The sequence below is a fragment of the Caulobacter sp. 17J65-9 genome, from assembly GCF_010975005.1.
In the GTDB taxonomy this organism is placed as follows: Bacteria; Pseudomonadota; Alphaproteobacteria; order Caulobacterales; family Caulobacteraceae; genus 17J80-11.
This window is the reverse complement of the sequence record NZ_JAAIVC010000014.1, coordinates 32,501-44,865: the sequence shown is the minus strand read 5'-3', so window position 1 is coordinate 44,865 and position 12,365 is coordinate 32,501. Positions and strand designations below refer to the sequence as shown.

Here is a 12,365-nt window from a genome sequence, read left to right as displayed (position 1 = left end):
CCGCCGGGCTGGAGAAGCTGAGCCCCGACGGCGCGGCGGCCGCGCGCCGGGTGTGGGAGAGCGGCGAGACCTCCGACGCGGACACCGGCTGGGCCTTCCGCCCGCTGCAGGGCCTGCGCGAGCGGGTCGGCGTGGTCGGCCTGCGCGGCCTGGCCCCCGACGCGGAGGGCCGAGTCTCGGCCCTGCTCGAGCAGGGCGCGGTGGCGCTGGAACGCGCGCAGCTGGCTTCGGCAGCGGCCGAGAACGAGGCCCTGCGCCGCGCCGACCGGCTGCGCTCGGCCCTGCTCAACTCGATCAGCCACGATTTCCGCACGCCGCTGTCCAGCGTGCTGGGCTCGGCCACCACCCTGCTGGAGTTCGGGACCGACCTGAAGCCGGCGGTCCGCCGCGACCTCCTGGAAAGCATCGCCCAGGACGCGCGCCGGCTGAACCGCTACGTCGGCGACCTGCTGGACATGGGCCGGCTGGAGGCCGGGGCGCTGAAGCCGCGGCGTAGCTGGACCGACGTGCGCGAGGTGCTGGACGCGGCCGCCGAGCGGCTGGGCGAACGGCTGGGCGGGCGGACGATCGAGCGCGACTTCGCCCGCGACCTGTCGAAGGTCCGCACCGATCCCGTCCTGCTGGAGCAGGCCGTGCTCAACATCCTCGACAACGCCGCCGCCTACGCGCCGCAGGACTCGCGCATCGAGATCGCCACCCACGAGGACCTGGCCAACGTGCTGATCACCATCGAGGACGAGGGCCCGGGCATTCCCGCCGACGCGCTCGACCGGGTGTTCGACAAGTTCCGGCGGCTGCAGGCCCCCAGCGACCGCGGCGAGGGCTTAGGGCTCGGCCTGTCCATCGCGCGCGGCTTCATCGAGGCCATGGGCGGGCGGATCGCGGTGGTCAGCCCGGTGGCCGAGGGACGCGGCTCGCGCTTCCTGATCGCGCTTCCCAAGGCCGTGCCGACCGCCAAGGAGCTGCTCTGATGTCCGCCCACCGGCCCCGCGTGCTGGTCGTCGACGACGAACCGCAGATCCACCGCTTCCTGGGCCCGGCCCTGGACGCGGCTGGCTACGAGGTCGTCCGCGCCGACGACGCCGCGTCGGGCCTGCGCGAGCTGGCCCGCAAGGCCCCCGACGCCGTGGTGCTGGACCTCGGCCTGCCGGACATGGACGGCAAGGAGGCGCTGGCCAAGGCGCGGGCCTTCTACGACGGCCCGATCCTGATCCTGTCCGCCCGCGACCGCGAGACCGAGAAGATCGACGCGCTGGACCTGGGCGCCGACGACTATGTCGAGAAGCCGTTCGGGATCGGCGAGCTGCTGGCGCGCCTGCGCGTGGCGCTGCGCCACCGCGTGCAGCGCGAGGGCATAAGCCCGGTCGTGCGGGCCGGCGAGCTGGAGATCGACCTGGTCGGCCGCCGCGTCAGCCGCGCCGGCCAGGCCGTGCGGCTGTCGCCCAAGGAATACGACCTGCTGGCCCGGCTGGTGGAGGGCGGCGGCAAGGTGACCACCCACCGCCAGCTGCTGACCGCCGTCTGGGGCCCGGCCCACGCCGAGGACGTCGCCTATTTGCGGGTGTTCGTCGGCCAGCTGCGCCAAAAGCTGGAGGCCGACCCCGCCGCGCCCCGGCGCATCCTCACCGAGCCGGGGGTCGGCTACCGGTTCTCGGCGGACTGAGGAAAGCTCCCTTCTCCCCTTGCGGGAGAAGGTGGCCGGCGGAGCCGGTCGGATGAGGGGTGCAAGCGCCTCGGCTTCCGAGTGAATCGACCTTTATCCCAAGACCTTGAGACGTCCCGCCGTCACCCCTCATCCGACGCGCTCCGCGCGCCACCTTCTCCCGCAAGGGGAGAAGGAAGCCCCCCCTGACCCCACCTCACATCGTCACCTGCGCGCCCATCTCCACCACGCGTCCGGGCGGGATTCGGTAGAAATCGGTGGGGTTGGTCGCGTTCTTCATCAGGAAGATGAACAGCCTGTCCTGCCAGGCCGGCATGCCCTCCTTGGCCGAGGCGACCACCGAGCGGCGGCCCAGGAAGAAGGAGGTCGACATGATGTCGAACTTCAGGCCCTGCCGCCGGCACAGGCTCAGCGCCTTGGGCACGTTCGGGTTCTCCATGAAGCCGTAGGTCAGCTTCACCCGCTTGAAGTCGGCGTTCAGCGGCTCGATGGCGACGCGGTCCGCCTCCGGCACCCGCGGGGCGTCCGAGACGACGACGGTCAGGATGACGTTCTTCTCGTGCAGCACCTTGTTGTGCTTGAGGTTGTGCATCAGGGCGACCGGCGCGACCGTGGGATCGGAAGTCAGGAACACCGCCGTGCCGCCGACCCGGTGCGGCGGGCGCACGGCCAGCGACGCGATCAGGTCGGCCAGCGGCAGGGAGTCCCGCCGGGTCCGCAGCGCCAGGATTCGCGTCCCCTTCGACCAGGTCCACATCACCAGCACCAGGCCGGCGCCGAGCGCCAGCGGAAACCAGCCGCCCTCGTGGATCTTCAGCGAGTTGGCGCCCAGGAAGGTCACGTCCAGCGCCAGCAGCGGCGCCACCAGGGCCACCGCGCCGGCCCGCGGCCACTTCCAGCAATGGCGCGCGATCACGAACAGCAGCAGCACGGTGATCACCATGGTGGCGGTGACGGCGATGCCGTAGGCCGAGGCCATGGCCGAGGAGGTGCGGAAGGTCATCAGCAGGAACAGCACGCCCACCATCAGGAAGACGTTGACCTGCGGCACGAAGATCTGGCCCGCGACGGTCTCGCTGGTGCGCTTGATGGTGACGCGCGGCAGCAGGCCCAGCTGCACCGCCTGCTGGGTGACCGAGAAGGCGCCCGTAATGACCGCCTGGCTGGCGATCACGGTGGCGGCGGTGGCCAGCAGCAGCATCGGCCAGTAGGCGACCTCCGGGATCATCCGGAAGAACGGGTTGGCCTGGGCGCTCGGGTCGGCCAGCACGGCGGCCCCCTGCCCCAGATAGTTCAGCACCAGGCACGGGAAGGCCAGCACCAGCCAGGCCACGCGGATCGGGTCCTTCCCGAAGTGGCCGATGTCGGCGTAGAGCGCCTCGGCCCCGGTGACCGCCAGGAACACGCTGCCCAGGATCACGAAGCCCAGCACGCCGTTCTCGAGCAGCAGCCGCACACCCCAGTGCGGGCTCAGCGCCAGCAGGACGGCCGGGTTCTGCAGAACGTGCATCAGGCCCAGGCCCGCTATGGCCAGGAACCAGACCACCATGATCGGCCCGAACAGGGCGCCCACGCGGGCGGTGCCCCGCGACTGGACCAGGAAGAGGGCGACCAGCACGGTCGCGGCGGCCGGCAGCACGAACGGGTCGACCGCGTGGCCGACTCCGGGCGCGTCGCGCAGCCCCTCGACCGCCGACAGCACCGAGATGGCCGGCGTGATCACCCCGTCGCCGTAGAACAGCGCCGCCCCGAACACGCCCAGCACGAAAATGAACACCGAGCGGTAGCCGATCGCCCGCTGGGCCAGGGCCATCAGGGCCAGGGTGCCGCCCTCGCCCCGGTTGTCGGCCCGCAGCACGAAGATCACGTACTTGACCGTGACGATCAGGATCAGCGCCCAGACGATCAGGGAGACGACGCCCAGCACGGCCGGCTCGGCCGCGCCGCCGCGCACGTGGCTGAGCGCCTCGCGCATCGAGTAGAGCGGGCTGGTGCCGATGTCGCCGAACACCACGCCCACGGCGCCGACCATCAGGGCGAACAGGCCGTGGCCGGGCGGGCGCGCGGCTGCGGCGGAACGTACGGCTTCTGGTTGGTCGACGGCGATGGCCACGGGCGGTTCCCCTTCACCCGACTGCGGGCGAGCGGGGGTCTAGCGCCGGCCTGCTGCAGGTTTCGATGGCGAACCGGGGCGTGGGGCGTAAGGACCGCATAAAGGTCGGCCGGCGTCCGCAAGGCTACGGACTGGCCCCATACGGGCGAACACTGGACCCTGCCCTTTCGAGGCTCCCTTCCGGGAGTCGCCGCCTGGCCCCCCGGGCGGCGCGGGGGCTCCAACGAGCGACATCGCCCGCTGGAGTCCCCGGTCGGAGCGCAAAAAAAGAAGCGCGGGCCGGGGGCCCCGCGCTTTTTCAGTTTTGGAGGAGCCCGGCTCTGCCGGCCGGGAGATCAGGCGGCCTTGGGCCAGGCCGCAGCCTTCCAGTTGGGCGTCAGCTCGGCGTGCGGGGGGCACTCGGCGATGGCGCGCTGCGGCAGGCCGGCCAGCTGGTTGGCGAAGTCGTGGTTGACGTCGCGGTGGTGGGCCTCGTCGGCGCGGACCACCAGCACCACGTCGCGCAGGGTCGCGGTGTCGGGCAGGTTCCAGTAGCGCTTGGCGATCTCGGGGGCCGGCACGTTCTCCGAACGGCCCTCGTCGATCTCGGCGAGGTAGTGGGTGTAGCTGATCACCGCCTCTTCCTCGAAGTAGCCGACAACCCGGTGGGCGGTCTTCGGCGACATCAGGTAGAGCAGGAAGAAGAAGTTGTAGAAGATCCCCTGGGCCAGCAGCACCACGGCGCGCTCGAACAGGGTCGGCTTGCACACCTCGATGAAGGTCATCAGGTGCATGCGCTCGTTCTCGGCCTCGTCCATCAGCGTCTTGATCCAGCCGCGGTCGTCGCGCATCCGGCGCAGCGCCTTCAGGTGGCTGAAGGTGGCGCCGACCATGCCCGGCACCGCCGCCACCGTCTCCAGCACCACCGCGCGGTGGCCGTAACGCTTGGCGAAGAAGGTGTCGGCGAACAGGCGCAGCGCCTTCACGAAACCGAAGGCCACGCGGTCCGAAGCGCCGTGGGCCCGATGGTGAACCGAAAGGTCGACAAGGGGAGCGGTCATGAGAGCACCTCTCTGATGGCCCGAAGGCCGGTCCGGCCGTAAGCCGGTGTTGAGGGAGAGGTACGCCCGGCCGCCGAACGGCGACATTCAGGTCTTCGCCATACGGGGAATCCCTTAGTCTCCGTGCGCGTTGGGTATTCTCTAGATTGGCGCGGTCCTGAACCGCGCGCGCGTGTCGGGACGGCCATGCTGAGGGAATTGCCTAAACTGTCCTGGTTCGACCCGACCTCCTGGAGTCCTGGCCGGCGGAGCTATGTCGCCCTGGCGCTGGGGGTGCTGTTCGCGGCCGCGGCCCTGGTCGTGCGCTGGGCGCTGACGCCGCTGCTGGGCGACCGGGAGGTCTTCCTGTTCTTCGTGCCGGGCGTGGTGGTGGCCGCCTCCTTCGGCGGCTGGCGACCCGGCGTGGCGGCGACCGTGCTGGGCGCGGCGGCGGGCCTGGTGCTGTCCCATCCGCTCGACCTCGGCGACGCGCTGAGCGTGGTCATCTTCGTGGCCCTGGGCGCCTCGCTGGGCGTCGGCGGCGAGTGGTACCAGCGCGCCCGCGACCGGGCCGACGCCCACCGCCGCGACCTGGCCGCGCGCGAGGCGCACCTGCGCTCCATCCTCGACACCGTCCCCGACGCCATGGTGGTGATCGACGAGGCTGGCCTGATCGTCACCTTCAGCCCGGCGGCCGAACGCCTGTTCGGCTGGAGCGAGGGCGAGGTGGTCGGCCGCAACGTCTCCATGCTGATGCCCTCCCCGCACCGCGAGGCGCACGACGGCTATCTGACCCGCTACCTCACCACCGGCGAGCGGCGGATCATCGGCCTGGGCCGGGTCGTGGTCGGCGAGCGCCGCGACGGCTCGACCTTCCCCATGGAGCTGGCGGTCGGCGAGATGAGCTCGGGGGGCCAGCGCTTCTTCACCGGCTTCGTGCGCGACCTGACCGACCGCCACCAGACCGAGGCGCGCCTGCAGGAGCTGCAGTCGGAGCTGGTCCACATGTCGCGCCTGACCGCCATGGGCGAGATGGCCTCGGCCCTGGCCCACGAGCTGAACCAGCCGCTGGCCGCGGCCACCAACTACCTGAAGGGCACCGGCCGGCTGCTGAAGGCCGATCCCGTGCCGCTGGACCGCGTCGCCGAGGCCGTCGACAAGGCCGGCGAGCAGGCCCTGCGCGCCGGCGACATCATCCGCCGGCTGCGCGACTTCGTGGCCCGCGGCGAAACCGAGCGGCGGGTTGAGAACCTGCCGCGGATGATCGAGGAGTCCAGCGCGCTCGCCCTGGTCGGCGCCCGCGAGCGCGGCGTGCACGTGCGCTTCGCCCTGGATCCGCACGTGGATCAGGTGCTGGCCGACAAGGTGCAGATCCAGCAGGTCCTGCTGAACCTGATCCGCAACGGCCTCGAGGCGATGGACGACGCGCCCACGCGGGTGCTGGAGATCCGCGCCGTCCCCGCCTCCGACAACATGGTCCAGGTCAGCGTCGCCGACACCGGCTGCGGCCTGGCTCCGGAAGCCGCCGCCCAGCTGTTCACGCCGTTCTTCACCACTAAGGCCGAGGGCATGGGCGTGGGCCTGTCGATCTCGCGTACCATTGTGGAAAGCCACGGCGGGCGCATCTGGGCCGAGCCGAACCCGAACGGCGGCACGGTCTTCAACTTCACCCTGCGGGCGGTCGGCCCCGAGCATTTCGACGAACAACTGGACGAGGACGCCGATGACTGAGCCGGTGGTGCACGTGGTGGACGACGACGCGGCGGTGCGCGACTCCATCGCCTTCCTGCTGGAGAGCGCCGGGCTGAAGGCGCGCACCTGGGACGCCGCGACCGCCCTTCTCGACGCCTACGACGAGCTCGAGCCCGGCTGCGTGGTCACCGACGTGCGCATGCCGCAGATGAACGGGGTGGAGCTGGTGCGCCGGCTCAAGACCCTGGGCGCGCCGCATCCGATCGTGATGATCACCGGCCACGCCGACGTGCCGCTGGCGGTCGAGGCCATGAAGGCCGGGGTCGCCGACTTCATCGAAAAGCCGTTCGACGACGAGTTGCTGCTGGCCGCCGTGCGCGCGGCGCTCACTCAGCGCGAAGGCCTGGAGCGCCAGGACGCCGAGCGCGCCGCCGTGCGCGAGCGCCTGGACGCCCTGTCGGGCCGCGAACGCCAGGTGCTGGACGGCCTGGTCGCCGGCAAGGCCAACAAGGTGATCGCCTTCGACTTAGGGATCAGCCCCCGCACGGTCGAAATCTACCGCGCCCACGTCATGTCGAAGATGCAGGCCGGCAGCCTGTCGGAGCTGGTGCGTATGGCGTTGGCGGCGGGGTGACTGAAACAAGATCTCCCCCCACTGGGGGGAGATCTTTTCACCTCAACCGCGACCGCGGCGTCGGCGCCAGCCGCATGACCTCCGGCGGACGGACCAGCCGCCGCTCCAGCCACGCCGGCAGGCGCTCCGGCCCCGCGCCCCGCGCCAGCCAGACGAATGCGTGTTCGCCCTCGCGCACCGGCAGGGCCGGGAAGGTGTTCGCCGCGGCCTCCGTCTCGAACACGCCCAGCACATCGCCCGCCGGCCGGACCTCCGCCTCGAACCACGCCTTCAGGTCGGCGTCGGCCGGTTCGGCCAGGTAGAGGACGGTGGCGGTGATCACGCTCTCCCTCCCCTTCATGGGGAGGGTGGCCCCGGAGGGGCCGGGTGGGGAAGCGGTCCGGTCCCCCACCCTGGCCGCTGACGCGGCCTGTCCTTCCCCATAAAGGGGAGGGAGAACGACCCGGCGCAGCAGCAGCACGTCGTCGGAGTCGATCATGGTGTCGTTGGCGGCCTCCCGGTGCGCCTTCCACACCGGTCCGCCGTAGAAGGCGCCGAGCGCCTCGCGCCGGCGCTCCATGTCGGGGAAGCCGCGCATCCAGACGAAGCGGTCCGGCGCGTCGAGGTCGCGGAACTGGCCCAGCAGGGTCATGCCCGCCGCCTCCTGGGTCTCGACGAACTCGCGCTCGAACAGCGCGATCAGGTCGTCCCGGCGGCCGGGCTTGAGGGTGTAGCGGCGCAGTTCGACGACCGGCGGACAGGGTTGCACGGACGGGGCTCCAGCGAGGACGGCGGACGGGACCAGGGCGAGGCCGGCGGCGAGAACGGCGCGGCGGTTCACTGGAACCCCGTGCGGCTGAACTCCATCACCCAGTTCACCTCCCAGGTCCGGCCGCCGTCGATCGAGAACGCCTGCTCCCAGCGGGCCGACACCGGCGTGACGTCGGACCAGACGAAGCGCACCTTCACCGGTCGGCCGTCGTCTTCGTCGTCGCCGAGGAACTCGCCGCGGCCGTCCTCGAACCGCCCGTGAACCGGCGGAAATAGGCCGCCTGTGGCGCTGTTGATCCAATAGAGCGACCACTGCGCGCTGGCGCGGTCGAAGGTGCGGACCGTGGCGCCGGAGAAGCCCTTGGTCGGGAAGACGATCTCGTCGACGTTGGCGACCCCGCCCAGCAGGGGCCGACAGGTCATGGAGCCGGGGAACTCGTCCCAGTCGTCGGCGCCCACATGGCGCTGTTTCAGCCGGCGGTTCGTGACGGCCCAGGCGCCGGTCAGGAAGTCGAAGTCGTCGTGTCGGGTCGACGCAGGCGCGGACATGGTCGGGTCTCCTCAGTCGCCAGCCCGGACGCGGGCGAGCACGAGGTCCTCCTACGACCGATAATCTGACATCGAATGTCAGCTTTTCTGGGCTAGGATCGAAAAATGCGCGCGAGCCGCCTCCTCTCGATCCTGATGCTGCTGCAGGTCCGCGGCGCGACCACCGCCGGCGCCCTGGCCGAGGAGCTGGAGGTGTCGGTTCGCACCGTCTACCGCGACCTCGACGAGCTGAGCGCCTCGGGCGTGCCGGTCTACGCCGACCGTGGCCGCAACGGCGGCGTGCGCCTGTTGGACGGCTACGGGGCCAAGCTGACCGGCCTGACCCTGGCCGAGGCCGAGGCGCTGTTTCTCTCCGGCCTCCCCGGTCCGGCCGAGGCGCTGGGCCTGCAGGCGGCGATCGCCGCGGCCCAGCTGAAGCTGACCGCCGCCCTGCCCGCCGACTGGCGCGACAAGGCCGGGCGCAAGGGCGCGCGCGTCCACCTCGATCCGGTCGGCTGGTACGCGCAGGGCGACAAGGTCGAGCACCTGACGGGGGTGGCCGAGGCCCTGTGGGCCGAAACGCGGATCGAGGTCGACTACGAGAGCTGGAAAGGCCCGGTGCGCCGCACGCTCGACCCGCTCGGCCTCGTGCTGAAGGCGGGGCTCTGGTACCTGGTCGCCCGCGCCGGCGAGAGCGTGCGCACCTACCGCGTCGCCAACATGCTGGCCCTGACCCGGACCGATGAAGGTTTCGCCCGCCCGGCGGGGTTCGACCTCGGGGCCTGGTGGAGCGAACGGACCCAGGCGTTCGAGCAGGAGATCTACGCCGGCGAGGCGGTGCTGCGGGTCACCGGGACGGGCCTCGCCCGCCTCTCGCGCCTGGGCCGCGTCGTGGCCGAACGCGCCGCGAGCGCCGGGCCGCCCGACGCGGACGGCTGGCGCACCGTGAGCATCCCCATCGAATCCGTGACGCACGCGCTCGGCGAAGTCATGAAGCTGGGGCCGGAAGCCGAGGTGCTGAGCCCGCCGGACCTGCGCGCCGCGATCGCGGCCGAGGCCCGGCGGCTGGCGGCGCTTTACGCCGAGGCGCGCTGAGCCTCGGGCGCGCCGACGTAGCGCTCGAAGGTCTGCTGCTTGCCGAACGGCATGGCGTGCTGGGCCACGAAGCCGGCCGGCACGCTCTCCAGCTCAATCACGCCGTATTCCTCCGGCCAGGTCCCGGCCGGCGGGCGGCGGAAGGTGCCCATCATCATGTCGATCAGCGGCAGGTGGATGGCGTAGTTGGCGTCGACATAGGCCTCGTCGCGCGCGTGGTGCCAGTGGTGGTAGCGCGGGCAACAGACCACGTATTCCAGCCAGCCGAAGTCGAGCCTCAGGTTGGCGTGGGCCACCACCGCCTGGACGCCGGCCAGCACCACGTAGGCGTTCACCGCCTCGGCCGAAAAGCCCAGCACCACCAGCGGCAACAGCACCGCGCAGCGAGTCAGGACGATCTCGACCAGGTGCACGCGGCTGCCCGCCAGCCAGTCCATGTGGCGGCTGGAATGGTGCACGGCGTGGAAGCGCCAGAGGAAGCCCAGCTTGTGGTAGGCGCGGTGCAGGCCGGCCTGGAACAGGTCGGCGAAGAACACGCACATCAGGAACTGCACCCACACCGGCAGGCCCTGCAGGAAACCCTTCAGTGCCGGAAAGACGGCGAAGGCCGCCACCGTCGCCGTGGACGCGGTCACGGCGATGAAGATGAACTGGATGAGCATGTGGCTCATGAAGAAGTAGCCCATGTCCGTGCGCCACTCGGGGCGCAGGGGCGACATGGGGCGCACCGCCATCATCCGCTCGATCGGGATGAAGACGATGGCCGAGATCACCAGGCTGATCAGGAACCAGTCGAGGCCCAGCGAGAACGGCGTCTGCGCGATCGGGCCGAAGCGCACCGTGGCCCCGCCCAGCAGCACCGCCAGGCCCGCGCTCAGCACGCCGGTCAGGGCGATCTTTCGGTTGCGGCCGGTCAGGACGGCGAAGGTGCCCAGGCCGAAGGCGGCCACCAGGCCGATCAGCAGCAGGGTGCGCGCGAAGTGCTCGGTGTAGACGGCGCGGAACTGCTGGCTGGTCAGGAGATCTGGAAAATGGAAGGCGAGCACGCCCAGCAGGGACATCAGGCCCAGCCCGCAGGCGATGCAGGCGATCCAGGAACGCTTTGATTGAACCACGGCCGCCGCTCCCCTTCTGCGTTTGCAGACGCCCAGCTCTAGGCGGTCGGGGTTAACGGGACCTGTCGCCGAAGGCGGCCCGCCCCAGCGCGGCGCCGGGACGAGCTGCGCCCAGGCTTACTTGGACGGCGCGGCCGGAGCGGCCGGGGCCGGAATGCTATCGGCCGCGTCGCGGGCCGCCTGGCCCACATTGTCGGCGGCGGCGCCGACGCTTTCGGCCGCGTCGCTGACCGCGGCGGTCTCGACCGCTTCCTGGCGATAGAAGCCGCTCAGGAAGTAGGCCGCGACGGCGATGACGATCAGGCCCAGCACGATCGCCACGATCGCGCCCAGGCCGCTTCCGCCGCCGCCGCGCTCCACCACCGTGGTTCCGGCATTCTCGTTGCGCTCGACGACCCGCTCGCGGGTCGAACCGTCGTTGCGCTCGGTCACTCGTTCGGTCGCCATTACTCTACTCCGTAACGCTACGGCGGTCGTAACGGGCGCACGGCCGAGCCGTTCCCTTAGGGGCGCGACGGAACCTCCACCGCGCATGCGCTTTAGATACCGCCGTTACAGTAGCGTCGGAGTAGCGTGTGAGGCAGTACGCGTTCACAGTCGCTTTCCTGGGCCTGAGCCTGGGAGCCTGCGTATCATCGCCCAAGGAGACGGTGCTCAATCTGGACACCACCGACAAGCGATGGACGTCGGGCGAGTGCGTGGCCGCGCGTAAGGCGGTCGCTCGCTACGACGACAAGGGCAAGGAGCGCGGCGTGGTCGGCCTCTTGGGCAACCTCGCCGCGCCCTTCGCCGGCACGGCCGCCTCGCTGGCCATGGACGCGGCCCAGGACGACAAGCGCGAAAAGCTGAACGCCCGAGTGCGCGAGGCCTGCATCAGCGACCCGCTGGGCAAGCGCGGCGGGGGATGAGCACCAAACCCCGTCACCCTCGGGCTTGTCCCGAGGGCCCATCGTTCCGCTGGAACATCAGCGAGGACTTTAGGCGCGAGCGACGGCGGCGCGAACAATTCCGCCGTTCGAGGAGCTGAGCCATGGGCCCTCGGGACAAGCCCGAGGGTGACGTACGGGGATCAGATCGGATCCGTCGCGAGCGTCAGGAAGAAGGCCGCCAGCGCCGCGGCGAAGGCCTTGGCCAGGAAGGCCAGCAGCAACAGGCTCGCCACCGCCACCAGCCAGCCGACCAGCGTCGCCAGGCCGTCGCGCTCGACCAGGCCCAGGCCCAGCACGGCGATGGCCAGGGCCGGCAGCATGTTTCCGAACGGCACCGGCAGGAAGACGATGATCGCCAGGATCAGCGCCACCAGGCCCACCACCCGCTCGGCCAGGAAGCCCAGCAGGAAGGTCATGCGCGGCCGCAGGCGGCCCTCCAGCTTGCGCAGGTAGGGCAGGATGCGCTCGACCAGGGCGGCGTAGTCGGCGGTGCGGAACTCGCGGTCGGCCAGGATGCGCGGCAGCCACAGGCGCGGCCGGCCCATGGCCAGCTGGGCGGTGATGAACACCAGCGGCGCGCCCAGGATGGCCGACAGGCCCGGCGGCATGGGCAGCACCAGCGGCGCGGCGAACACCAGCATCAGGGCCCCGAACGCCCGCTCGCCGAAATGGTCGAGGATGTCGCGCACGGTCAGGGTCCCGCCCTCGTGGTGGGCGAGCCCCTCCAGCAGGTCGGAGACCTGGGGGTGCGGATGGACGGCTTTGTTCAAGGGGTCACCAGGCTGTGCAGCGGGGCCGCATATGCGCCCGTGGCGGCGGTTGCGCTA

The 12,365-nt window shown here is 71.1% G+C and carries 13 protein-coding genes; 6 read left to right on the top strand and 7 right to left on the bottom strand.

Translation table 11 applies throughout. The features are described from left to right. Both G3573_RS04450 and G3573_RS04445 read left to right on the top strand, forming a co-directional pair. Positions 1-971, top strand: a 971-nt coding sequence (locus G3573_RS04450) for an ATP-binding protein (protein ID WP_240454510.1), incomplete at its 5' end; no start/stop codon positions are given. Next, positions 971-1,663 carry a response regulator gene (locus G3573_RS04445; RefSeq protein ID WP_163259643.1) on the top strand — a complete coding sequence of 231 codons (693 nt, stop codon included), beginning with the start codon at positions 971-973 and terminating at the stop codon, positions 1,661-1,663. The genes G3573_RS04450 and G3573_RS04445, both read left to right, overlap by 1 nt. Positions 1,664-1,859: 196 nt before the next feature. Here the strand turns inward: G3573_RS04445 and G3573_RS04440 are convergent, their stop codons facing one another. Then, entirely contained in the window at positions 1,860-3,707 is a 1,848-nt protein-coding gene (locus tag G3573_RS04440) for a potassium transporter Kup (protein ID WP_276208672.1), read from the bottom strand. A gap of 404 nt (positions 3,708-4,111) precedes the next feature. Then, the gene (locus tag G3573_RS04435; RefSeq protein WP_163259642.1) at positions 4,112-4,816 is read right to left on the bottom strand and encodes an alternative oxidase; all 705 of its coding nucleotides are present in this window, start codon (positions 4,814-4,816) and stop codon (positions 4,112-4,114) included. Positions 4,817-5,002: 186 nt separating this feature from the next. Here G3573_RS04435 and G3573_RS04430 point away from each other — a divergent pair, with 186 nt between their 5' ends. Then, entirely contained in the window at positions 5,003-6,526 is a 1,524-nt protein-coding gene (locus G3573_RS04430; RefSeq protein ID WP_163259641.1) for a PAS domain S-box protein, read from the top strand. After that, a complete protein-coding gene (gene fixJ, locus G3573_RS04425; RefSeq protein WP_163259640.1) occupies positions 6,519-7,121 on the top strand; it encodes a response regulator FixJ in 603 nt (200 codons plus the stop codon). Before G3573_RS04430 ends, fixJ begins: the two co-directional genes overlap by 8 nt. A gap of 37 nt (positions 7,122-7,158) precedes the next feature. Here the strand turns inward: fixJ and G3573_RS04420 are convergent, their stop codons facing one another. Both G3573_RS04420 and G3573_RS04415 read right to left on the bottom strand, forming a co-directional pair. Then, positions 7,159-7,869 (bottom strand): NIPSNAP family protein, encoded by a 711-nt coding sequence (locus tag G3573_RS04420; protein ID WP_163259639.1) that lies wholly within the window; start codon positions 7,867-7,869, stop codon positions 7,159-7,161. 68 nt (positions 7,870-7,937) lie between these two features. After that, positions 7,938-8,420, bottom strand: a complete 483-nt coding sequence (locus tag G3573_RS04415) for a hypothetical protein (protein WP_163259638.1) — start codon at positions 8,418-8,420, stop codon at positions 7,938-7,940. A gap of 105 nt (positions 8,421-8,525) precedes the next feature. On the opposite strand from G3573_RS04415, the gene G3573_RS04410 reads away from it, so the two are divergent. Continuing rightward, positions 8,526-9,494, top strand: a complete 969-nt coding sequence (locus tag G3573_RS04410) for a WYL domain-containing protein (RefSeq protein WP_163259637.1) — start codon at positions 8,526-8,528, stop codon at positions 9,492-9,494. Here the strand turns inward: G3573_RS04410 and G3573_RS22520 are convergent. Together G3573_RS22520 and G3573_RS04400 are read right to left on the bottom strand one after the other, a co-directional pair. Further along, entirely contained in the window at positions 9,476-10,609 is a 1,134-nt protein-coding gene (locus G3573_RS22520; RefSeq protein ID WP_205598070.1) for a sterol desaturase family protein, read from the bottom strand. The two genes, G3573_RS04410 and G3573_RS22520, sit on opposite strands and share 19 nt — an antisense overlap. Positions 10,610-10,726: 117 nt before the next feature. Further along, entirely contained in the window at positions 10,727-11,056 is a 330-nt protein-coding gene (locus G3573_RS04400) for a hypothetical protein (RefSeq protein ID WP_205598069.1), read from the bottom strand. A 128-nt stretch (positions 11,057-11,184) separates the two neighbouring features. Here G3573_RS04400 and G3573_RS04395 point away from each other — a divergent pair, with 128 nt between their 5' ends. Next, the gene (locus G3573_RS04395) at positions 11,185-11,517 is read left to right on the top strand and encodes a hypothetical protein (protein ID WP_163259636.1); all 333 of its coding nucleotides are present in this window, start codon (positions 11,185-11,187) and stop codon (positions 11,515-11,517) included. A 161-nt stretch (positions 11,518-11,678) separates the two neighbouring features. Here G3573_RS04395 and G3573_RS04390 read toward each other — a convergent pair whose 3' ends face one another. Further along, entirely contained in the window at positions 11,679-12,308 is a 630-nt protein-coding gene (locus G3573_RS04390; protein WP_205598068.1) for an exopolysaccharide biosynthesis protein, read from the bottom strand. Between the last annotated feature and the right edge of the window lie 57 nt (positions 12,309-12,365).